Below are 24601 nucleotides of genomic sequence, written 5' to 3' on the forward strand. Positions count from 1 at the left end.
GGATGTCATACATGCAGGGTAGCGCTATGAAATATCAATATGCGATTATTTTAAAATTAATCACTGCTTTTGTTTCTCTGGTTTTTATAACACAGAGCGCTTTTGCAGGTATGACGATTTCCGGAACCCGTATTATTTTCCCAGGGAATACTCGCGAAAAAACCGTACGAACAACCAATAAAGGCTCGGTACCGTTGCTGGCGCAGGTATGGGTTGATGATGGCGGCAAAAATGACGATATCAATAGCATAAAAGTACCGTTCACTGTCACGCCTCCGATTTACCGCGTCGAGCCAGGTAAAGGGCAGAGTGTTCGCCTTATTTATAATGGTATGAGTCTTCCTCAAGACCGTGAATCAGTGTTTTGGTTTAATTTACTGGAAATTCCGCCGGAAAATGAAGCAGTGAAGGAGTTGGATCGTCTTGAACTGGCATTCAGAACGCGTATTAAAATTTTTTATCGCCCGTCAGCACTGAAAAGCGGGAGTATTCAGGAAGTTGAGCAGCTGAAATGGGAAATTATTAGTCCTGCCAGGGGAATTAAAGTCATCAATCCGACGCCTTATTATATTTCATTCGATTCGGCTTATATTACATCCGGTAGTACGAAATCTTCGCTGGCTGTCGATATGATTCCTCCTTTTGGCAGCAAAGAAATGTTAGTTAATAGTAAGGCATCTCGATCAGCAACTATTGACAGCGTCACGGTTCGCCTGATTAGCGATTATGGCAGCATTGCGGAATATCAATTGCTTCCGACGACAGCTAATGGATTAACGATAAGTAAGCTACTCAAATAAACGTATCAGAAATTTTTCTGCAGGCTGAAATGGTTTTTTATTTGAGGTCAGGGAACGGAATTTTCTGCTCAGGGAGGCGGGGAAGTGAAATCAAAAGAAACCAGGGTATACGCACAGCGAATAATACGCGAATCGAAGATTACGTATGCTATCCGACGTACCTTCATGGCTTCTTTAGTTTTAATCGCGAGATTTTCGATATTCGCTTACGGCAGCGCCAATGCTTTACCTGCCAAGACGGACCCGGACATACGTGCAAAAATTGTAAAATTCAACAGTGCTTTTATTCATGGGCAGAGTGTGGATGTTTCCCGATTCTATAAGGGCAATCCAACGCCTGTTGGCGAGTATGTGGTACAGGTTTCCGTTAACGGAGAAAGCCGTGGGCAGCACAAGGTGTTGTTCAGATCAATAGAGAATAGTATTAGCGCACAACCCTGCTTTACGAAGGATGAATTGACCAGCCTGGGTATAAAGTATTCCGTCGAACCATTATCGACGGCACCTGAACAGCAAGATCAAAATAAAGAAGAATATATTCAATGCGCCACGATCGATAAATGGATTGCGGGTGCCGGGGCTAACTATACGGTCGGAGATTTTTACCTTGACCTGACGATTCCCCAGGCCTGGCTTGTACGGTATCCGCGCGGTTATACCGATCCCAACTCCTGGGATTCAGGCGTAACAGCAGCGTTGTTCGACTATAACGGTAACTTTTATGTCCAGCAGAACTCAGGCAGCTTTGTCAGTAATGAGGGCCGCTCGGTCAATGGCAACCTTACAATGATGGCCGGGTTAAACTTTTACGACTGGCGTTTGCGTAAACGGCTTAATACTAACTGGAGCAGCGTTGGCTCAAAGCATACAGAGTCTTTCCTTACTTATCTTCAGCGGGATGTTACGGCGCTGAAAAGTCAGTTGACCCTGGGCGACAGCACAACCAACGGCGATCTCTTCGACAGCCTGCTCGTACGCGGCATTCAGTTGCAGTCAGACGATCGTATGCTGCCAGACGGGCTTCGTTATTATACTCCGCTGGTACGCGGCATCGCTGAAACGAATGCCAGGGTTCAGGTCACGCAGCGTGGGAGGATCCTTTATGAAACCACCGTTCCGGCGGGGCCATTTGAACTGAGCGATATTGGTGCGATGGGCTATGGCGGCGACTTGCAGGCAACAATTATCGAGGCGGATGGCCGCCAGCGAACGCAGATTGTGCCTTTCTCGGCGCCGCCCATGTTGCTGCATGATGGTGTTTTTCGTTTTGGCGTTGCCGTGGGTAAAGTGCAGGACAAACCGTTGTCTGAAAAGCCGAGCCTGGCGCAGCTCTTCTGGCAGTATGGTTTGGGTAATATGTACACGCTATACGGCGGTGGTCAGTTTTCCGAAAATTACACCGCCGCTGGAATGGGTAACGCTTTCAACACACCGTTAGGTGGCTTATCGATAGATGTTATCCGTGCGTATAGCGAACTGGAGAAGGGTAAATCCTCCTCAGGAAACAGTTACAACATTAGTTTCAGTAAGTATTTGGATACAACCTCGACAGATGTCACGCTTGCCGCCTGGCGTTATTCCTCTAAGGGATTTTACAGTTTGAGGGATGCAATGCTGGAGCGCTACGGCACAAGAATCGATGATTATATGGTGGACTATCGGACCCGCCAGCGCTTTACCGTCAGCGTAGGTCAGCCGCTCTGGAATGGCGGAAGAGTGAATTTTTCCGGTAATTTTTACCAGTACTGGAAAGATCGTTCGGCGACCAGCCAATATATGCTCTCCTATAGCAAATCCGAGCGCTATTTTTCGTGGTCGCTTTCCGCTTCGCGCGCCTATAACAGCAATGGGCACAATGTAAACAGCGTTATGTTTTCTATCAGCGCACCTCTTGGCCGCAGCAATATGATAGATAAACCGGTTTTTAACACGATGTATTCCACCGTCTATCATGATAACGATGGTCGCAGCACGTTACAGGTTAACGCTATTGGCAGCCAGGGTGAGCAAAATGAGCTGAGCTATGGCGTTGCTACCTCAGTGAGCAACGCGAAGAATAACGTAGCGCACAGCACCTTTAACGGTAACGTCAATTATAGCTCGCCGGTCGGGCAGTTTGGTTCGACAGCATCGGTGGGGAACAAATCGAGCCAGTTATCGTTTTCGGCAAACGGCAGTGTAGTGGCGCACAACGGCGGCATCACCGCCGGGCCGCGATTGGGGGATTATCCCTTTGCGTTAGTGGAAGCGCCAGGTGCCGAAGGTGCCAGGATGTTGAATGGTTATGGCTCGCAAATTGATGCCAATGGTTATGCCATCGTGCCGTCGCTGACGCCATATCGTAAGAATACCATTGCGGTAAACACACAGGGCCTTCCGGACACAGTTGACATTCTGGAGAGCGAAAGCTCTGTTATTCCTCGCATGGGCGCGGCGGTTAAGGTCAATGTAAAAACACAGGTGGGCGAACCTGTCGTGTTAATTATCAAAGATTCGAAGGGTAAACCGTTACCGATTGGCTCTGATATCTACGATGAACGCAATAACAGTCTTGGTATTATTGGCCAGGGTGGTATGGCGTTTATTCGGGGATGGCAGGCGGAGAAAAATAACCTGTATGTTAAAAACGCCTCCGGTCAGCGCCTCTGCACTATTTATTCTAATGCTACTGTTACCCGGAAAATTATGGAAGCAATGGGACTTGTTACTCAGGTAGGAGTGTTATGTCACTAATTACCATCACCACTGCGAACTATAAATATCTTCGCAACTTGTTATATGCAACCCTGGTCAGCGGTATATTCATTTTCTCGGCCCGGGCATGTTTAACCAATTGCTCGATAGATTTAAATTTTACCGGGATCTATATAGATGAAACCTGCGAAGTTGTGATAAATAATGACAGCAGTAATGAGATAATAACGTTACCCCGAATCTCAACCGCATCGCTGCAAAATAATGGCAGTGAAGCTGGCAGCGTACCGTTTGATATTACGCTAAAGAATTGCCCCGCAAGCCACACAGTGACTCTTTTCTTCGATAGCAGCGTCACTGCGGCGGATAATAAAACAGGTAATTTAGTGAACCGTACCGGATTAACATATAGCGACAATGTGCAGATCAGATTAAGAAAGGAAAATAGTTCGCAGATTATTATTGATGATGCCGCTTCAGGACAGGATTATATTATTTCTTCTGCGGCTGAGCCAATAAGCCACAGATTTACAGCGAGCTATTATGCAAATGGGGACGCGGTGGTAACTGCCGGGAAGGTTTATGCGATAGCAGGCGTCGAGCTTGTTTATAAATAAAGGGAGGTTGGGCTGGCTGATTATTTTAAGTTAACCATCAAACGAACAACAATTTATCCATGAACGGTTATTGAAGAGTATTGACTACTATGAGCAAAAGCAATTCGCAGAAATTTATCGCACGTAATCGTGCTCCGCGCGTACAAATTGAGTACGACGTGGAAATTTATGGCAGTGAAAAGAAAATTGAACTGCCATTTGTAATGGGGGTTCTGGCCGATCTGTCGGGTAAACCGTTAGAGCCATTGCCGCCGATTGCCGACAGAAAATTCCTTAGCATCGATATCGATAACTTTGATGAGCGTATGAAAGCGATGCGTCCTCGCGTGGCATTTGCAGTACCAAACACGCTAACAGGAGAAGGTCAGCTAATGGTCGATATGACTTTTGAAAGTATGGATGATTTTTCTCCAGACGCTATTGCGCGCAAAGTCGATTCTTTAGCACAGATGCTGGAGGCCCGTACTCAACTGGCTAACCTCCAGACCTATATGGATGGTAAAGCTGGTGCGGAAAATCTGGTCATGAAAGTACTGAATGACAAATCGCTGCTGAATACGCTGGCTTCGGCGCCGAAGCCGAAACAGGCTGATGAAGCCACGTCCCAAAAAAATTGATGTAGAGAGAGAACTATGGCTACCCAAGTAGAAACTTCAAAACAGACAGCCACGAAGGAAGCGTCGCATAGCGATTTCAATACGCTATTAACCCGTGAGTTTAAGCCGAAATCCGAACAGGCGAAAACGGCGGTTGAACTTGCGGTTAAAACCCTGGCGGAACAGGCGTTAACCACGTCGATCACCATGGCTGACGATGCGTATAAGAACATCGCGGCGATTATCGCGGAGATCGATCTTAAGCTTTCCGAGCAAATTAACCTGATTCTGCATCACGAAGAGTTTCAGCGTCTGGAAAGTGCGTGGCGCGGTTTGCACTATCTGGTCAACAACACAGAGACTGATGAAAAGCTGAAGCTGCGCTTTATGGATATCTCCAAAGATGATCTGCGTCGCTGCATGAAGCGTTATAAAGGCATCGCCTGGGATCAGAGTCCGCTGTTTAAGCAAATTTATGAAGAAGAATATGGTCAACTCGGCGGCGAGCCTTATGGATGCCTGGTTGCGGATTACTATTTCGATCATAGCGCGCCGGATGTGGATCTGCTCTCGTCTATTGGCAAAGTCGCGGCTTCCGCTCATATGCCATTTATTACCGGAGCTGCGCCGTCCGTGATGCAGATGGATTCCTGGCAGGAACTGGCTAATCCTCGCGATCTGACGAAAATCTTCACCCAAAACCTGGAGTATGCGGCATGGAACTCGTTGCGTCAGTCTGAAGATTCCCGTTATATCGGCCTGGCGATGCCGCGTTTCCTTGCTCGCCTGCCATATGGCATCAATACCAACCCGGTGGATGATTTTAACTTTGAGGAGACCACTGACGGTGCCGATCATAACAAATACGCCTGGGCGAATGCCGCGTATGCGATGGCAGTAAATATTAACCGTTCGTTCAAGCATTATGGCTGGTGCACCATGATTCGCGGCGTTGAAAGTGGCGGCGTGGTGGAAAATCTCCCTTGCCACACTTTCCCGACTGATGACGGCGGCGTGGATATGAAGTGTCCGACAGAGATCGCAATTTCTGACCGTCGTGAGTCCGAACTGGCGAAAAATGGTTTTATTCCGCTGGTGCATCGTAAAAATACGGATTATGCGGCGTTCATTGGTGCGCAATCGCTGCAAAAGCCAGCTGAGTACTACGATCCGGACGCCACGGCAAACGCCAATCTGTCTGCCCGTTTACCATACCTGTTCGCTTGTTCACGCTTTGCACATTATCTGAAGTGTATCGTGCGCGATAAAATTGGCTCTTTTAAAGAGCGTGAAGATATGCAGCGATGGCTGAACAACTGGATAATGAATTATGTGGATGGAGACCCTGCTAACTCTTCTCAGGAAACCAAAGCGCGTCGCCCACTGGCGGCAGCGGAAGTGGTAGTGGAAGATGTTGAAGGTAATCCGGGTTATTACCAGGCGAAATTCTTCCTGCGTCCACATTTCCAACTGGAGGGGCTGACCGTTTCTTTACGTATGGTCGCGAAATTACCTTCGCTGAAAAATGTTGCCTGATATGGGCAATTAAACCAAAGAATAATCACGTCATTATTCTTTAAAGATGCGGATGCGTCGGGGATTACTGCGCTCCGTGAAAAGTCAGGAATTAATTTTTTTATTAAATAAGTTATATTCCTGGCGAAAACTTGCTGTTACACATTGTGTAACTTTATCCAATGAGAGCTGAAAAAAGGAAATATTATGGCTCAAGATATGTTTATTAAAATCGATGGCATCGAAGGCGAATCTCTGGATGCTACCCATAAAAATGAAATCGAAGTGCTTTCATGGTATTGGGCCAGCAGTCAGCATGCTAATATGCACAGTGGCTCTGGCGGCGGTTCTGGTAAAGCGACCGTTGAAGATTTCTGCTTTGAGCATTACGTTGATAAAGCCAGTACCAACCTTCTGAGCTACTGCTTGTCTGGTAAGCATATCAAGGAAGTTCAATTTGTTATGCGTAAAGCGGGTGGCGACCCTCTGGAATACCTGACCATTAAATTCACCGATGTCATTATTACTCGAGTGGAAACCGCAGGCTCCAGTGCAGATGAAACGCGTCCGCGTGAGAGAGTAACCTTTGCGTTTACCAAAGTTACTCAGGACTATGTCATGCAGAATGCTGAAGGCGCTAAATCCGGCGTTATTTCTACAAGTTACGACGTTAAAGCTAACCAGCGCAGTTAATCCTGCCCTGGTAAGCAATGAATTTTGCCGCTTCGGCGGCAAAATTCTCATCAGCTATATCGAACAAACCGTTTCATATTATGAAAAAATAGCGTGGTCAGGGATATGTTTTGCAGAACAGACATCAACCAATATTGGCCGAGAATGCTACAGATGCTGGCAGCAATTATGTTGGCAGTGGTTCTGGTTTCCTGTAGCAGCAATAGTGAGAGAAAAACAGCAGCCGGTGAAATAAAAATAAATCTAATTGCAGACAAAGATATTAACCCGAACGCCAGTGGACATCCGGCCCCGCTAAGTATTTTTATTTATAACATCAAGGAAACGGATGTTTTCAGTAACGCTGATTTTTTTGAAATTACTGATGGTAGCAGTAAACCTTTGTTGGCCGCTTCATCAAAAATCTATGAAGCGATATTACAACCAGGGGAAGCACGCAGTATTTTTATTAATCTCAATAACGATACGCGAACCCTTGGGTTTATTAGCGCATATCGCAATCTCAACGATTCGATCTGGTTAGCTACGTGGGATTTACCAAAGAAGACATCGTGGTGGGAAAAAGTCTTTAGCGACGATTCGCTTGAGTTGAATGCGCACTTTCATAAAACAGCAATGACAATTAAAAAAGTGGATTAACCATGAGAACAAATAAAGTCGTCTGGAGCGAAGGATTGTTCCTGCGCCCTCAGCTTTTTCAGCAGCAAGAACGTTACTTTGAGTATTACGCACACAAGCGAGCATCGACATTGAGTCCATTTTTCTGGGGATTCTCGCAGTACGAAATCGACCACGAAGCGCTGACTTACGGCAAACTTGTACTCCGTACCGCCCGCGGTGTTCTGCCGGACGGCACACCGTTTGACGTACCCGACCACGCCGACTTACCGGAACCGCTGACTATTCTGCCTGAACATCTTGGCAAGATGCTTTATCTGGCGGTTCCGCTGCGTCTTGATAACAGCGATGAAACCATCTTTAACCAGCACGATGCCAGTTCACTGGCGCGTTTCCGCGCCCAGGAAGCGGAGCTATGCGATACCAATGCTATTCGCCAGGGGCCGAAGCCGGTTCAACTGGCAATGCTTCGGCTGAAGTTGGTTTCGGAAACTGAGATGACAGAATCATGGATCGGTCTACCCCTGGCCCGGGTAAAGGCTATTCAGCCGGACGGCAGCATACTCTTGCATACGGATGATTATATCCCGCCTGTGACCGGATATGCCGCAAGCCTGCTGCTCAGAGAGTGGCTGACGCACCTTAACGGCCTTGTAAAAATGCGTGCTGAGATGCTGGCGAATCGCCTCTCTACCTCGGATGGCAAAGCCAGCGCCAGCGCGGAAGTCGTGGACTATCTGCTGCTGCAAATTTTCAATAAATATGAGCCGATTCTGGACCATTTACGACATATTCCTGAAATGCCGCCGATCGTTTTGTATGAAGAACTGGCAAAACTGGCGGGTGAGCTTTCAACATTTGTCCGTACCAAAACGCGTCGTCCGAAAACGGCACCCGGCTATGACCACGCCAGGCTGTATCCCTCAATTCGCCCGCTGGTGGATGACGTTCATGATTTGCTGAACCAGATCCTGGTACGGGCTGGGCAGCTTATCGACCTGCACGCTAAAGGTAATGGCGTCTGGTCCGCTTCGGTTCTGCCCAATGAACTGCAGTCGTTCTCAAACCTGGTGCTGGCGGTGCATGCTCAGCTGCCAATGGATGTCCTGCACCAGCAGTTCCAGGCTCAGACCAAAATCAGCGCTCCGCAACAACTCCATGAACTGGTTCGCTCGCACTTGCCGGGGTTGGTATTGCAGGGACTGCCGGTACCGCCGCGCCAGATCCCTTACAGCACAGGTTATGTCTATTACGAACTGCTTAAAAGCGGCCCTTTTTGGGACAAAATCTCGACGACCGGAGCGCTGGCGTTACATGTTGCCGGTGACTTCCCGGGCCTGAAAATGGAACTTTGGGGTATCCGGAGCTGATGAAAGACGATATCAACCCGCAGGGAGCGAATGCTTCAGAGAATGTTCACGACGAGAATGCTTCGCCGCAGGCGATGGGGAAATTTCTGCTGGATGATCAGGGCGACTGGATTCAGGATTCTGAAGCAGCGCCCATCAGTCGTAGCGATATGGCCGGTATGCACCAGCAGCCATTTAAAGATGACCGCTCCCTGCGAAGCGAAAGCGTACAGCAACGTGTATTAAAGGTAAAAGCCGCCAGGAACTCATTACTGGAAGCCGCTCAGCCTTTGTTGCGCGCACTGAGTGATATGCCTGAACAGATTAGCGACATTTCCCAAGTTGAACTCCTGAAAAACATGCTCAAAAGCCAGATTAATCTTTTCAGCATTGTCTGCGATGAGGTCAATATCCCCTGGAAAAAAATGGCTATTGTTCGCTATTGCCTTTGTACCGCGCTTGATGAAGCCGCTCACGCAACACCGTGGGGCCTTGAGGCTGGCTGGTCACAGAGCAACCTGTTGAACTACTTTGAAGGGGACAACGACGGCGGAAATAAATTCTTCCTGTTGATTGGGCGTCTATCGATGAATCCCAATGAGTTCGCTGACGTGCTGGAGGTGCTGTTACGCATTCTCGGCCTTGGTTTTGAGGGGCGCTACAGCATTATTGAAGACGGCGATCGACAGCTGACCAAAATTCGTCAACGTTTACTGACGCTGATTCAAAGTACGCGCAATACCACGCAATCGATCTTATCACCGCATGGGCTACAGCCTCCAGGTCCGGTGTTACGTGAAAAAAACATCATCCCGGTTCGGCTGACAGCCCTGTGCGCGGGCGTGCTGATTGCATCTACTTTTATCTGGTTTAAGTACTCGCTATTGAAACGCCTCGACGGTATCACCAGTGAGATCTACGCCATGCACAATATCAAAGTCACCACACCACAGCTCAAAATACGTCTCAGACTGGCTGTCTTGCTACGCAATGAAATCAAGAAACAACTGCTCAGCGTTGATGAAACCCAGAAGCAAAGCAAAGTGGTATTCAACGGAGATTCGTTGTTCCTCTCCGGCTCCACCTCGGTGCAACCAGAGATGGCGGAGATAATTAAACGTGTCGCCCACGAAGTTCGCCGCGTGAATGGTGAAGTACTGATTGTTGGCCATACCGATGCTACGCCTATTCATCGTCCGGAATTGCCCAATAACATCGTACTGTCGCAAAAACGTGCAGCAGAAGTGGCTCGCTATTTTGTTGCCGCAGGCCTGCCAGAGGACAAAGTAAAAGTCGAAGGGGCGGGCAGCAGTCAGCCGCTGGCATCTAATGATACTGCTCAGGGACGGGCGAAGAATCGCCGCGTAGAGTTTTTTGTCACGTATTAACGAGAACAACAATGCCTTATTTTAATAGAATCTTTGCGGCACGATTTTTGAAAACGCTGCTGATTGTATGTTGTATCGGGTTATTAATCGCTGCTATCTGGTTTCTTGGACCCTTTTTTGGTTTTGGCGATTCTCGTCCGTTACAGAGTGTTGAATCGCGCATAGTTTTTATCCTGCTGGCCGTGCTGTGTCTGGTTATTTTCTGGTTACGCTGGCCACTATTTATCGCGATAACCGCAACGCTGTGCGTGATGGTTTGGGTCTTTGGCCCGTTCCTGCTTGCGGGTGAAAACCATCCGCTGGCGCCGGTGAGCGTCAGGCTAGCGATTATTGCGATTTTTTTGGCCGGTGCACTACTGTATGGCCTGTGGTTGCTTCTGTTGGCGTTAAAAGATAATCCGGCGCTGTTGGATAAGTTTGCCCGCCGCAAGACCCCTGCTGCGGAAAGCGATACGTCCGAAATCTCTGCGGTTATTGCCAGCGCTATAGATTATGTGAATAAAAGTTGCAGCAATCTCTCTTTCTTTCAGCGTGTAATTTTAGCGCGTAAGCCCCTGGATCTTTTGCCGTGGTATATGGTTCTCGGTACACAAGGTGCAGGTAAGACTTCTGCAATTCTGGGGGCAGGGCAGAACTTCCCGCTGCCCGAGCAACTGAATCAGGTTGGAAAACCGGCGCAGCAAACACGTAACTGCGAATGCTGGTTTACTAATGACGCGGTCTATGTTGATACCTCCGGGAAATACGTTAGCGAGCCGGAAGCAAATATCAACGAATGGCACGCAATACTCAAAGCCCTGAAAAAATATCGGCCTGTGAAAGCGTTAAACGGAGCGGTAGTGACATTTACTGCCGCTGATGTGCTGGAGCGAAGCCAGGCTGAGCTGTTTGAACTGGCGGCAAGCCTGCGCGCCAGAGTGGATGAATTGCGCCAGACGCTGGGCGTACGTTTCCCTGTGTATGTCATGGTGACCAAGCTGGACCAACTGCCGGGGTTTGCTGAGTATTTCAGGATTTTAACTGAGCAGGAACGCGAGCAGGTCTGGGGAGTAACTTTTCCCTATGGCGATGCCAGAACGGCGTCAGTCGGCGAACTGAACGATCAGATAAAAGAAGAATTTTCTTTGCTTGAGGATCGTATTGAGCGGGACATGATCGTTCGCCTGCAGGAAGAGTATGACAACCGCGATCGCAAGAAGATGTATGCACTGCCGCAGGATTTCCTTCTGTTGTCAGAGCGGGTAGCCGAGGTTGTTCACAATATCTTTTTTGCTTCCCGCTACGATGAAACGCAAAGCTATACTCTGTTGCGCGGTATCTATTTTTCCAGCAGTCATCAGCCTGTAGGATTAAGTCTGCTGAATAACCAGAGCATCATACATAAATGGTCAAACTACGTTGAGGGCAAAACGCCAACGGCGGTGGCTTCGTTAACTGCCCAGCCGGAAGAGAGTAATTTTTTAATCAATAACGTGTCGTACGGTCGTCAGTATTTCCTCAAACAGCTGTTTAGCGAAGTGATCGTCAAAGATCTGGGGCTGGCGCGGTATAACCTGGCGAATGAATCGAAATATCGCCTGCAGCGTTTTTTTGGGCATACGTTCTCTATTTTGCTGGCTTTCATACTACTGAACGGTTTCTGGAATAGTTACCAGTATAACAACGATTATCTGGACGCTGTGGATACGAAAGTCAGTACGCTGGGTGGCGAAGTAAAACGTTTTGCCGATACCACAGCGGACAACTTGTTGCCGCGCCTGCTTACGCTTTCGCAATACCTTCCGGAATATCGCTCGCTGGATATATTCAATCCGCCGCTCAATTGGCGCTACGGCCTTTATACCGGTGACGAAGTTGCCAGGGCTTCTGATTCGTTATATCAGTTTTTCCTGCAACGACTATTATTGCCGCAGATTGAACACCAGGTTGCTCTGGCGCTTCAGGAGACGATTGATAACGGTAATTCCGAACAAATTTATCGTCAATTGAAAATTTATTTGCAGGTATACGGCCAGGGTGAATTCGATAAGCAGTACATGATCGCCAGTATTACCCATTTGTGGGAAATGACGAATAAGCTTCAGCCCTACGAAGAGCGTCGAATTTTTATCTCACACCTGAATAATCTTTTTGATTCTCCTGAGTGGCGACGCTTCGGGCAGGAGCCGGATGAAGGATTAGTGAAGTACGCTCGAGCCATGCTCGAACGTAAGGATCTGGCCAGCCGTTTGTACGAACGTATTAAAGACTCGGTGGCGCAGGATGTGCCTGCTGATTTGACGTTAAGTGCGATGGCTAAATCACGCGGCGGAGAGTTATTTTCGCCGCTCGACGAAAATGGAACAACGGTTATCCCCGGTCTTTTTACCCATGCCGGTTATTACGAGGCGTTTAAAAAAAAAATGGGTCCTAACCTGATTCCGCTGGTTCGTGAGGATGCCTGGGTGTTGGGTAAAACGGAACCTGACAACGCAGTCGCGCCCGTTATGCAGGTCAAAATGACTAACAGCGGCGCCTTGGTTAACCCCGTACAACAACAGATCCTGACGCTCTATTTGGATGAGTATACGCGGCACTGGCAGGATTTTCTGGGCAATATCCGCATCAAAATGCATGCGTTGTCTTTAGACTATGGTCATGCAGGTATGACGGCGGATATCTATATGCTGCGACAGTTGAGCGCATCGGACTCGCCGTTGGTTAACTTCATTACTCGCGTAGTCAGCGAAACCACGCTGATTAGTAAAGAGAATAAATCGCTGCTCGATAATGTCAGCAACAAGGGGCAAATCTTAAATGCGGCCGCCAAAGTAAATCTGGCCTATGCGGCGATGGAAAAGAAGTTGCTTCAGGAACGGGTAGATAATCATTTTGCTCCGCTGCGTGAGTTTGTGACCGGAGCCCGCGAGTCGGCGGGCGGAGCCTCTGCAATGGGGGGCGGCGCGGAGCTGAGCAAGCTGATGGGTGCGCTCAGTGAGCAATACACGTTGTTCGTTATCTATAACGATGCGCTGAAAAATGGCAATGCGATGGCACTTTCTGATTCCATGCGTCAGCTAAGTGCAGAATCGCAAACCTGGCCCGACCCGCTGCCAAACTTGATTGTGCCGTTACTGGAAGGCGTGTGGCATCGGGCGAGTGAGGGGGCTGTTGTCAGAAGTAATCGAGATATTGATGAGAAACTTGGCCGGGTATGTCGTGCTACTTTGCAGGGGCGCTATCCCTTTGCGAATAGCCAGCGAGAGGCGAAGCTCGCTGATTTCGAACGTTTCTTTGCCTCTGGCGGGCTGGTGGACGAGTACTTTAAAACTCATCTGACGAACATCGTGGATACCTCATCACGACCATGGCGCTACAAAGGCGATGTGGCGGATAGCGCAAACACCCTGGATATGTTCGAAAGAGCGGCGGAAATTCGAAATGCTTTTTTTCAGGACGAAGGAGGGCGTCGTTTTTCGCTCACTTTTGATATCTCGGTGCCTTATTTAGCGCCAGAAATTACGCAGTTGAATATGAATTTCGACGGTAAGCAGGTGAATTATGCGCACTGGCCTGTTTCTCCAGTTTCGGTTATTTGGCCTGCGTCGCGTATGACCTCAAGAGTGACGCTTAATGCCACGCCGCGTGTTGCGTCAGGAAATTCATCGTTAATGTTTACCGGCCCGTGGTCCCTGTTTCGCTGGATAGACAGCGCCAGTGATATTGTGGCGAACCATTCCGACGATATGCAGCTGGTATTTGATTTAGATTCACGACGGGCAAATATCGAAGTCACGGGGTTAACTTATAAAGACCGGCCTGTAATGGAACTGTTGAAAAATTTCCGCTGCCCCAGCGATTATTAAAAAGTGGCGACTATATATAGAGGGAACTATGTCGATACGCCTGTGTTTACTTGTCGATGAATCGTGTGCAGGTCAGTTTCGCAGGTTGAGTAAAACGCAGCGCGAAGTGCGCTCGATTATTACGCAGCAAATACTGCCAAGCATCGGATCCTCAATACTTGATAAATATTTACCGGAACATTATCCATGGTGCTTTGTTATTTCCGCTGCCTCACTTCGACAAAGGCATTCCTGCGTCGGCGCGTTTATGGTACTGCCGGATAAGCAAGGGAAAAAATTACTTGTTGTTGTTTATAGCCCGGTCTCTTATTCATGGTTGCAAAAAAATATGCATGTTGAATTTCCTCTGACATTCTGGGCTTCAAGAATTTTAAACATGGCACGGAAAAATGATCTGGTGAAAAAAGACTGGCAGCTGTTATGGCAATGGGTGAGGGCGCTCGGACGAAGTTATTCCCCCTGGTGGGAAAGGGTGCTGACACCAGCCTGGCAATTTAAAAATCAATCTCAGGTGTTACTCAGGGAGGGATCGCAGGAAGACTATTGCATTCGAAATAACGATGGTGTCGAGATTATGCCGTGGAAAAACTGGCCTGACTGTATTCAACAGGATGCAGGCATCTGGATTTGGCGGCAAAGCCGACACGGGAAAATATTAGATTCGCGGAGAATTCCGTTACAGCGCGCTGAGGCTAAATTGCCTGACGCATCATTTTAAGCTACTCACAACGCATCAGGTGATCGTATGTCACGAACCATTAAATTAAGTAGCCCGGCGATGCCACTGCTGCTTGGAGAGCCAGCGTTGATAATTTCAAAGCTGGATGGTGAAGAATCGCTTTCTTCGCTCTATTCTTACCTGATTACTGTCAGGACACCTTCTAATCCGCTTATTCCCTGGCAGGAGGCGTCGAATGTTGATTTGAAGTCATTAATCGGCAAAGAGATGACTGTTGAAATTGAGCTTGATGGTAATGGGCTTGGGGATTTTACTGGCATTGGCAAAGGTATCCGTGAAATATCCGGTATAGTGCAAAGAGCGCGATATATTGGTCGCGATGGCTACCAGGCGCTTTATGAAATTATCCTGCGGCCTTGGCTTCATCTTGCGGAATTAACTACCGACTTTAAAATATTTCAGCAGAAATCGGTGGTAAATATTATCGATGAGGTATTAGGCGATTATAACTTCCCCTTTGAGAAACGACTGTCAGGAAGCTATCCACTGCTTGATTTTCAGGTGCAGTATGGCGAGACGGACTTCGCTTTTATTGAACGACTGATGGAAGAGTGGGGGATTTACTGGTTCTTTGAACACAGTGAAAAAAGTCACAAGCTAATTCTGGTTGATAATGTCGGTGCGCATAAGCGTTTCCCAAGCGAAGCCTACCACGTTATTCAATATGCTTCCGACAATCCGAAGATGGATGAAGAATACATCAACCAATTCCATTTACAGGAAACGATTACCTCTGGAAAGTGGGTAACAAATGATTATGACTTTACTAAATCCCGAGCCGATATTATGGCGCTCGACAGTAAACCGCGGAAGACCAGTTTTAACCAGATGGAGATTTTTCACTGGCCAGGAGATTACGAGCAACCTGCTGTCGGTGAGCATCTGGCACGGGTGCGGATGGAAGAACGTGGAGCGTTAGGTTCGCGCTGCGAAGGTTCTGGCGAGTTGCGTGGTATAGCCTGTGGTTGCAGTTTTGAACTCGTGAATTACCCCGTAGAAAAAGCTAATCGTGAATATATGATAATGCGCAGTCATCTGTTGGTGGAGGAAATTAATCAGCTTTCTTCACAGGATGAATTTCGCTACAGCTGTGATTTTACCGTTCATCCAATGACCAAGATTTACCGACATCCGGTGACGGTAGCAAAACCAAAAACCAGTGGCCCACAGACAGCAATCGTCGTTGGGCCTCCGGGTGAGGAAATTTGGACAGATAAATATGGCCGCGTCAAAGTCCGTTTTCTTTGGGATCGCTACGGTAAGAATCGTGAATCTGATTCCTGCTGGCTGCGCGTCAGCCAGGCATGGGCAGGGAATAAATTTGGCGGGATCTATATTCCTCGTATTGGTCACGAAGTGATTGTCGACTTTATTAATGGCGATCCAGACAGACCCTTAATCACAGGCAGCCTTTATAACAACGTGACGATGCCGCCGTGGGATTTGCCAGCTAACGCGACACAAAGCGGGCTTATCACTCGTACCGTTGGCGGCGGGCTCAGTAACTACAATGGCATTCGTTACGAAGATAAACCGGGGCAGGAGCATTACTGGGAGCAGGCTGAACGGGATATGTCCCGTCTGACTAAGCAAAACGAAGTACAGACCATTGGTATGAACTCTGACGTCAATGTTGGCCAGTCGCGCAATCTGTTTGTTGGCGGGGACTATAAGTCTGATGTTGTCGGTAATAGCAGCGCTATGATTGGCGCTGCGTTGGCGATTCAGGTTGGTGGAAATCAGGACGACAATGTTATAGGAGCGAAAGGGATCAATGTCGGCGGCGCCTTTATGACTGCCGTCGGAGGATATCACTCGCTTTCCGTTGGCGGCGCTCATCAGGTGAATGTGGGAGGCTATCACTCCCTTGCCGTAGGCGGCGCGAGCACCATGGTAGCAGGCGGCGCAATGACACTCACAGCGGGGGGCGAGTTGGTTATTGCGGCTAAAAAAATAAAAATCATCGGTTCCAGTCAGGTGGTTATCCAGGGAGGACAAGTTGATATTAATCCCGGTGATAACTCTGATGGCGGCGGCGGCGGTGGCGGTGGCGGTGGTGGCGGGATGATAGGTTTACCGGGATTACCGGCCGTTTCCGCGCTGTTTGGCGTAATTATCCCATTACCGCCTATACCAACACCAACGCCGACCGTGTCGCCGACCGTGACGCCAACCGTGACGCCGACCGTGACGCCAACCGTGACGCCGACCGTGACGCCGACCGTGACGCCAACCGTGTCGCCGACCGTGACGCCAACCGTGACGCCAACCGTGACGCCGACCGTGACGCCAACCGTGACGCCGACCGTGACGCCGACCGTGACGCCGACCGTGACGCCGACCGTGACGCCGACCGAGACGCCGACCGAGACGCCGACCGTGACGCCAACCGTGACGCCGACCGTGACGCCGACCGTGACGCCAACCGTGATGCCGACCGTGATGCCGACCGTGATGCCGACCGAGACGCCGACCGAGACGCCGACCGAAACGCCGACCGTGACGCCGACCGTGACGCCGACCGTGACGCCGACCGTGACGCCAACCGTGATGCCGACCGTGATGCCGACCGTGATGCCGACCGTGATGCCGACCGTGATGCCGACCGAGACGCCGACCGAGACGCCGACCGGGAGTGAAACCATCGAACCTTAATTGTTTATTGAACTTAGTGGCGAGTCGCTTGCGCTCTCGCCATATTATTCCAACAAGGAGAATTAATAATGCAAAACGCAGGACGAGTAGGTGATGCCACCTCGCATGGTGGTGCGTTATGTTCTGGATCTGGAAATGTCTATATTAATGGCCTGCCCGCCGCAGTTGCCGGAGCAAGCGTAGCACCCTGCGCGCTGGGACACGGAGCCGCGCCAGTCGCGACAGGCGCTGTCACGGTTTTTATTAATGGTTTACCGGCAGCTCGCCTTGGTGATGTCACGGGTTGCGGTGCCGTTGTTGTGTCGGGGTCTGCTAATGTTTATATAGGCTGATGTCGTGAATATTCAATTTGAATGGCCCGCGTCGCGGGAAGCGATGAGTATTTCCAGAAATCTGACTGCTGACAATGCTGTCACGTTTGATGCGGTCAATGGAAACTTTAACGATCATAATAGTCATTTGGGTCATGATGCCGTTATTTTCTACTGGCGCATGGCCAGGCCCGTAATGCTGAGTTTGTGCGCGAGTCATGTCTGTTATCTGGATGGTATTGAGGTGTCATACGGAAGTGTTCATCCGTTGCGTGAGGCAAGCAAAATTCAGGTCGGGCACTTCAAGTTAGTTATAGTCGGCGAGGGCAATGACGAGATCGATGATCAGTCGTTCTTTCGGCTCATTTATCCCAATGGCGTTTGGCAGACGAGTGATAAACTTCCTGAGGTTGAAAACATTCTTCCTAACGGCGGGAGTTACGTTAATGATCTGCGCTATTTCAATGACGTCATACTCGCTCAGAATAAAGGCGACGATATTCTGAAAATGCTGGAATTAGAATATAAGCGATTTCTGATCTGGCAGGAGCAGGATAGCGGTTGCTTTGACGGAACTTCTCATCAGACTAATCACATTTTTAAAAAGGACTATCGTTTTGAAAGAATTAGAGAGCAGCTCAAAGACAAAACGCTGACTGAATGTGTTGTCGACAGAACTTTTCTGATGGAGAAAGTATGGCCGGAGCTGGAGCAGGGTGAACAGTGGGATGAACTTTTCGGGGAAGAAGAGAAATCCGATCTGCTTCGCTCTTTGTCTCCTGAACACATTGTTGCGAAAAGCAGATATCAAGTCCCTGAACTGGTATTTCAGGACTTCTATAAAGTGGGTCTGGACACTTATTATTAATCGAAGGAATCGATACTATGCAAAATTTTACATCTCTTACTCAAATGCTCAAAACTTCATCGTTGAATGAGCTGCAGAAACAGATACTGGAGCAAGTTAAATCGCAGCCCCAGGATCTGAAAGCACGAGAAATACTGTTCAAACTCTATTGTGTTGATGGTGCCTGGGATAAAGCGTTACTGCAGCTACAAACGCTGGCTCTGATAGATGATGGATTGAAAACACAGACTGAACTCTACAAAAACCTGGTATTCAGTGAAATGCAGCGTCAACAGGTATTAACCGGCGGGCGTCTGGCCGCAACCTTGCAGGATGATATGCCGGCGTGGATGTTGAAATTACATGAAGCGAACGCGGAGCATTATCAGGGCAACACCGAGCAGGCAGTTATATTGCGGGAAGAAGCGTTTGGCCTGGCACCCGAAAGCGCCGGGAAAAGCGACACCTTAGGGAACTTTTCATGGATAGCCGACAGTGATGGTCGTCTTGGTCCGATATGTGAGTTTATTTGTGCAGGCGGATACCGTTGGCTGCCTTACTCTTCCATCCAACAATTGAGCGTATCCAAACCTGAAGATCTTCTGGATTTACTATGGCTGCCTGCAACGATAAATGCAGATGGTGAAACATACTCCGGTTATATCCCGGCACGTTATCCCGCGGAAAACGCAGATCCCCAGGATAATAAATTAGGATTAAAAACGGAGTGGCAGCAATGGTCTGAAGTACTTTCTACAGGGAGCGGTAGGAAAGTTGTCATTACCGATATCAGTGAGCACTCAATTATGGAAGTTGGCGAAATTGTTTTCGGATAATAAGCGACAATATCTTCCCATCTTACTGGAGCGTCTTCAGGATGATGAGCCCAGAAGTCCTCACGATCGTGTCAGATCAATTGATATCAGAAAGATGCGCAGCATTGTTCAAAAGGATATTACCGATCTGATTAACCATACTAATATTGAGGATACACTGAATGAACGCCAACATAAGTTAGTTATGGAGTCGGTACTCAATTATGGCGTTTCGCCTTTGATCGGTAACATGGAGAATCATCGTAACTGGAATGTAATAGAGAAAACTATTCGTGATGCAATTTTACGTTTTGAGCCTCGGATAATTCCTGAGACGTTTCTTGTTCGCTCTTTACAGGACAAAGATGGGCTGGCCCGGCATGCTGTGGTTCTTTTTGAAATCAGAGCGATGATTTATTGGCAACCCAGACCCATTGATCTATGTATGAATGGTCATTATGACTTTGAGTCCGAAAAAGTAGATCTGAAACTGCTGTGATTATTTTTTATTTTCTCTTTTAACAGACTATTTCTGAGTTTTGGGGAATATCATTAAGATTTTTCTTGATTATTTATCCCAAAATTGCTCTAAATTATATTTTAAGGAGGGGTTATATTCCGAAAGAAATTTTTTCGGAATACACCCTTAAAAAATTTTAACTAATTATATGCTTGTTGTTTATTTTATTGATTATAATTTAATATATAGTTATTTTTTTAGATATATTTTATCGTTATATATATAAGATGTAAAAGGAGAACCGTTGGATAAAATTCCAGGTAGTGAGAGTAAAAACAAAAATGTATTTTAAGCCTTTTCTTATAGTCTTTCTTTATCTGTTTTATTATAATTCTCCTCCGTCTGTTATACATCGCTTCTGATCGTTCATTTTTTTGCTGGCTGGCTTTTGCTGTGCATGGAGTAATTGCAAGTGTATGGAAATCACGAGGTATGGGTGTGATGTATGTTAAATATACTATTGATGGATTGAAACTTTTATCAGATATCAGGATTAATTTTCTTAATCTTTAACCAGTTCGCTGATGATCGTAAAGGGCAGGTTATTTTTTATTGTCATTAGAGGAAAAAAACGTGATATTGCGTGTGTCATTTTTAGCGATGACATAGTGACAATTTGTACTGTTAATAAAAGAACTGTCGCAATCTGAATGTTGCTTATTTTATAGACTGTAATTTTCGGGGTTTTATTTTTTCTGATATTTTCTATTACTTTCTATGCCAAATGTAAACAGAGGACTATTGGACAGGATGTCAGGTAGTGAGTGTGAAGAGGAATTTTGAGCCTTTTCTTATGATTTTTCTCTGTCTATCTCCATGTAATTTATGTCTCTGGTTTATTTAATTCAATAGGTATCTTTCTGTCTGATCTGTAGTCTGTCTTAACTATTTTAATATAGATGGTGCACCATGATGCGGGAGGGTAGCGTTTAAAAGACCATTATATTGTGACCCAAACAGGTTGCGCCTGAATGGCCTGGCTTAGTAAGCCATTTCTGTTCGTTTGTTTTGTTTGCACTGTCTGGTGTTCGCTGTACTTGAGTAATTGTAAGTGGGTTGAAATTACAACGCATGGATGTGATGTATGTTGAATATATTATTGATGGATTCAAACTTTTACCTGATGTCAGGATTGAGCGCCTTAATTTTCAACCAGTGCACCGATGTCCATAAAGAGGAAGTTCTTTTTTTATTGCCATCACAAGAAAAAAACCATGATATTGCGGATATTATTTTCCGCGATGACATGGTGACGATTCGGATTTTTAATCAAAGAAGTATCTGCACTAGCCATGGATCAGGCCGGAGAGGGGATGAAGGGATGACAATTCACGTTCCATTTATAACCAAAAACCTGACCCTGGATGAAATTTCCATAAAGATCGGCAAAATACTTTCAATAGCCAGAGCCGATTATAACTTGTTGGTCAACAGGGAAGAGGCGTACTGGAATTTTGGCTTAAAAAAATATGCTCAGCTTTCAGATACTGAAAATGATGTAATGATTTTGGTTGGACGGGGTTACGACAGCACGGACATATCAAGAATTCTGAATCGTTCACGGAAAACAATCAGTACTCATTACCGTAATGCCAGCCGCAAGATGGGAGCGGTTAATCGGGCGGAATTTTACCGATATGCCTCATTTATTGCAAATTGCCGTCGGGATGAAAGAAATACGCTTTGCCTGTAGCTGAACAACTTAAAAGGAATTGACTATGAATAAGGACTTACATAATAAACGGCATTTGTATCTTTCTTCGCATTGCCAACTGTATATTTTACCCGTTTATCTTGTTTCATGTTCATACGTATGGGCAGTGAATACTGATGCAATTATAGCTAATGGGACTGTACGCACAATTGAAAATATAACCCTTGCCAATGGCACTAACGGCAATTTTATTATTGAGGCAAAAAACGGCGCAGATTTAACTGCCACAAATGTTGAACTGAATAGTTCCAGCATTCATGGAGGCGGAGCCTGGGTTGATAATAGCAAGCTCACGGCTCAAGGGTTGCAAATCAATGTCACCGGTCATCGGGGTGCCGGATTATATCTGGCAAACAGCAGTGTTGCCGCGATTGATAATATGACCATCACAGGCCAGGGAAGCGCGAATGGATTGGTGCTTGATGGTAGCTGGTCTGGCATGGGTAGCCTGGCAAAGGCAGACATCACTGATGGAACGATTACGATCGATTCTGGCGAAGCCATTCGAGTCAGCGCGGGCGAACTGACCTTAAAGAATGTATCGGCCAGTACCCAGGGCAATAGCAGCTATGCAGTCAATGTTAACTCAAATGCAAAAGTCGTTATTGAGGGAGGAGATTATTTTACGCAGGGCGCATATAGCGATGCAGTTTGGGTCGCCTCATCGGATTCCTCCGTTACGGTGGACAACGCTACCATTACTACTCAGGGTGACCGATCTATTGCGGTTAATGCTCAGCGAGGAAGAGCAAGCGTCACGAATAGTACTCTTGAAGCGCAAGGTGAAAACGCCTACGGATTGTATACCGAAAGCCAGATCCAGGGGGATGGACTGGCGGTCACAACCACGGGAACAGGTGGCGCGGGGATGTTTACGGCGTCTGGAGGGCAAGGGAGGCTGAATAACAGCACAATTGCAACGTACGGTAAGCTGGCTCCCGGCCTGCTGGCTTACCCTGGCTCGAAAATCACCGCCAATAATGTGGAGGTCAATACCGCAGGCAATAAAAGCTTCGGGGTATGGAGCCATGCCGGCACGCTGGATATCAGCAATAGTCTTATCTCCACTTCTGGCTATGGGGCTAGTGGATTGTTTGTGAATGGCTATTCCTCATCGCTGAAAAATGATGTATCGCTGGACAATGTGATGCTTCACGCAGATCAGGCACAGGCGATTCAAGTTGATACCACCAATCTGGTGCTGGAAGTAAAAAACTCCGTACTGACAGGAGGGAATGGTCAATTGATGACAGTCAGCAATTATGAAGATGCGCTCGATCCTGCCAATAACCTCTACAGCGACGTAACGTTTAGCGCAGTAAATAGTACGCTAAATGGCGATATCTCTGTGTCAGATCCAGGTAACGCGGTAGTGGTGAATCTTGCATCTGGCTCGGTGCTGACGGGAGCGGTTACTCATACAACTTCTCTCGTGCTTGATGACAGTAGTCGCTGGAACATGAGCAACAGCTCAAGCGTCGGGCAACTGATAAATAACGGCACTATTACATTTTCTGACGTAAACAAGTTCGACACCCTAACCGTAACGGGCAATTACTTGGGTGATGGTGGTCTGTTGGTGATGAATAGTGTATTAGGCGATGACGGTTCACCGTCAAACAAACTGATTGTCGGAGGGGACGTTCTCCAGGGAACAACCCGTATTTCCATTAATAATCTTGGTGGATATGGCGCAAAAACCGTTGAAGGTATTGAAATTGTTGATGTTGGCGGTACTTCCATCGGCAACTTTGTTAAGTCGGGCCGTATTGTTGCCGGGGCATATGATTACGATCTCGTTCGTAAGGGGGAAAGCTGGTATCTGACCAGCCAGTTAACGCCGGTTGACCCCGCGCCGACACCCGATTTCGGGTCGACGGCTGTTGTTCGCCCGGAAGGTGGAAGCTACATCGCAAATCTGGCGGCGGGAAATACCCTGTTTATGATGACGCTACACGATCGACTTGGAGAGCCGCAATTTAGCGATACGCTCCTGAGTCAGAGGGAAATCACCAGCCTGTGGCTACGACAGGTCGGCGGGCATAACGTGTGGCGCGACGGTAGCGGGCAGTTAAAAACCCAAAGCAATCGTTATGTGGCACAGCTAGGAGGAGATGTCGCGCGCTGGAGTACCGATGGTACAGATCGCTGGCATGTCGGGTTTATGACAGGCTATGCCAATAGCCACAGCACGACAGATAATCGCGTAAACGGTTATCACTCGAAGGGCTCTGTTAAAGGGTATAGCGTCGGGGGTTATGCAACATGGTATGCGAACCAAGAAAACCATACCGGGGCCTGGCTGGATAGCTGGTTACAATATAGCTGGTTTAATAATGAAGTGAGCGGCGAAAAACTGGCGGCTGAAATTTATAAGTCGCACGGATTTACCGCTTCGCTGGAAGGCGGTTACACCTGGAAAACCGGCCAGTTCTGGGGCAGTCATGGCACACTTAATGAGTGGTTTGTTCAACCGCAGATTCAGGCGGTGTGGATGGGTGTACGCGCCGATGATCATCAGGAAGCAAATGGCACCCGAATACAGGGCAAGGGCGACGGGAACTGGATGACCCGAATGGGCATTAAAACCTGGCTTAACGGTCACCACATGCGCGATAACGTTAAGCAGCGTGAATTCCAGCCTTATATCGCGTTGAACTGGTTGCATAACACGCGAAATTTCGCCACGAAAATGGATGGTATACGGGTAAGCCAGAATGGCGCGACAAATCTGGCTGAAGTGAAGATCGGGCTAGAAGGAAAAATTAATCCACGCTTGAATGTCTGGGGTAATGTCGGCGTACAGATAGGCGATGCTGGCTATAACGACACTGCCGCGATAGTAGGAATGAAATATAACTTTTAACAACCAGCTCTTGTCATGC

At 47.7% G+C, this 24601-nt stretch carries 18 protein-coding genes; all 18 read left to right on the forward strand.

Annotation, left to right across the window (positions count from 1 at the left end; translation table 11 throughout):
* Positions 1 to 26: 26 nt before the first annotated feature.
* The 18 genes from ACQE3Z_RS08025 to ACQE3Z_RS08110 all read left to right on the forward strand — a co-directional run bounded on the left by ACQE3Z_RS08025 (position 27) and on the right by ACQE3Z_RS08110 (position 24582).
* The gene (locus ACQE3Z_RS08025) at positions 27 to 800 is read left to right on the forward strand and encodes a fimbria/pilus periplasmic chaperone (RefSeq protein ID WP_426973197.1); all 774 of its coding nucleotides are present in this window, start codon (positions 27 to 29) and stop codon (positions 798 to 800) included.
* Between the two features lie 165 nt (positions 801 to 965).
* The gene (locus ACQE3Z_RS08030) at positions 966 to 3533 is read left to right on the forward strand and encodes a fimbria/pilus outer membrane usher protein (RefSeq protein ID WP_426973199.1); all 2568 of its coding nucleotides are present in this window, start codon (positions 966 to 968) and stop codon (positions 3531 to 3533) included.
* On the forward strand, positions 3524 to 4111 hold the full coding sequence (locus ACQE3Z_RS08035) for a fimbrial protein (RefSeq protein WP_426973201.1): 588 nt from the start codon (positions 3524 to 3526) through the stop codon (positions 4109 to 4111). The genes ACQE3Z_RS08030 and ACQE3Z_RS08035 overlap by 10 nt, the downstream gene beginning before the upstream one ends.
* A gap of 89 nt (positions 4112 to 4200) precedes the next feature.
* On the forward strand, positions 4201 to 4728 hold the full coding sequence (gene tssB, locus ACQE3Z_RS08040; protein WP_426973203.1) for a type VI secretion system contractile sheath small subunit: 528 nt from the start codon (positions 4201 to 4203) through the stop codon (positions 4726 to 4728).
* Positions 4729 to 4743: 15 nt separating this feature from the next.
* Entirely contained in the window at positions 4744 to 6243 is a 1500-nt protein-coding gene (gene tssC, locus ACQE3Z_RS08045) for a type VI secretion system contractile sheath large subunit (RefSeq protein WP_426973205.1), read from the forward strand.
* A 186-nt stretch (positions 6244 to 6429) separates the two neighbouring features.
* The gene (locus ACQE3Z_RS08050) at positions 6430 to 6915 is read left to right on the forward strand and encodes an Hcp family type VI secretion system effector (RefSeq protein ID WP_426973206.1); all 486 of its coding nucleotides are present in this window, start codon (positions 6430 to 6432) and stop codon (positions 6913 to 6915) included.
* Between the two features lie 153 nt (positions 6916 to 7068).
* Positions 7069 to 7554, forward strand: coding sequence for a type VI secretion system lipoprotein TssJ (gene tssJ / locus ACQE3Z_RS08055; RefSeq protein WP_426973207.1), 486 nt, complete (start codon positions 7069 to 7071; stop codon positions 7552 to 7554).
* Positions 7555 to 7556: 2 nt separating this feature from the next.
* The gene (gene tssK, locus ACQE3Z_RS08060; protein WP_426973208.1) at positions 7557 to 8903 is read left to right on the forward strand and encodes a type VI secretion system baseplate subunit TssK; all 1347 of its coding nucleotides are present in this window, start codon (positions 7557 to 7559) and stop codon (positions 8901 to 8903) included.
* On the forward strand, positions 8903 to 10270 hold the full coding sequence (gene tssL / locus ACQE3Z_RS08065) for a type VI secretion system protein TssL, long form (RefSeq protein ID WP_426973210.1): 1368 nt from the start codon (positions 8903 to 8905) through the stop codon (positions 10268 to 10270). Before tssK ends, tssL begins: the two co-directional genes overlap by 1 nt.
* Before the next feature lie 47 nt (positions 10271 to 10317).
* On the forward strand, positions 10318 to 14115 hold the full coding sequence (gene tssM / locus ACQE3Z_RS08070) for a type VI secretion system membrane subunit TssM (RefSeq protein WP_426973212.1): 3798 nt from the start codon (positions 10318 to 10320) through the stop codon (positions 14113 to 14115).
* A 28-nt stretch (positions 14116 to 14143) separates the two neighbouring features.
* Complete coding sequence (locus ACQE3Z_RS08075) at positions 14144 to 14833, forward strand: T6SS protein Cts1T (protein ID WP_426973214.1); 690 nt, start codon at positions 14144 to 14146, stop codon at positions 14831 to 14833.
* 27 nt (positions 14834 to 14860) lie between these two features.
* Entirely contained in the window at positions 14861 to 17509 is a 2649-nt protein-coding gene (locus ACQE3Z_RS08080; protein ID WP_426973216.1) for a type VI secretion system Vgr family protein, read from the forward strand.
* A gap of 68 nt (positions 17510 to 17577) precedes the next feature.
* Entirely contained in the window at positions 17578 to 17841 is a 264-nt protein-coding gene (locus tag ACQE3Z_RS08085) for a PAAR domain-containing protein (protein WP_426973218.1), read from the forward strand.
* 4 nt (positions 17842 to 17845) lie between these two features.
* Positions 17846 to 18688, forward strand: a complete 843-nt coding sequence (locus ACQE3Z_RS08090; protein ID WP_426973219.1) for a TagK domain-containing protein — start codon at positions 17846 to 17848, stop codon at positions 18686 to 18688.
* A 17-nt stretch (positions 18689 to 18705) separates the two neighbouring features.
* A complete protein-coding gene (locus ACQE3Z_RS08095) occupies positions 18706 to 19503 on the forward strand; it encodes a type VI secretion system accessory protein TagJ (RefSeq protein ID WP_426973221.1) in 798 nt (265 codons plus the stop codon).
* The gene (locus ACQE3Z_RS08100; protein WP_426973222.1) at positions 19490 to 19981 is read left to right on the forward strand and encodes a type VI secretion system baseplate subunit TssE; all 492 of its coding nucleotides are present in this window, start codon (positions 19490 to 19492) and stop codon (positions 19979 to 19981) included. The genes ACQE3Z_RS08095 and ACQE3Z_RS08100 overlap by 14 nt, the downstream gene beginning before the upstream one ends.
* A 1105-nt stretch (positions 19982 to 21086) precedes the next feature.
* The gene (locus ACQE3Z_RS08105; protein ID WP_426973223.1) at positions 21087 to 21695 is read left to right on the forward strand and encodes a helix-turn-helix transcriptional regulator; all 609 of its coding nucleotides are present in this window, start codon (positions 21087 to 21089) and stop codon (positions 21693 to 21695) included.
* A gap of 25 nt (positions 21696 to 21720) precedes the next feature.
* Positions 21721 to 24582, forward strand: coding sequence for an autotransporter outer membrane beta-barrel domain-containing protein (locus ACQE3Z_RS08110; protein ID WP_426973224.1), 2862 nt, complete (start codon positions 21721 to 21723; stop codon positions 24580 to 24582).
* The last annotated feature ends 19 nt before the right edge of the window (positions 24583 to 24601 follow it).

The sequence above is a fragment of the Pantoea sp. FN0307 genome (assembly GCF_050113815.1).
Taxonomy (GTDB): Bacteria; Pseudomonadota; Gammaproteobacteria; order Enterobacterales; family Enterobacteriaceae; genus Mixta; species Mixta alhagi.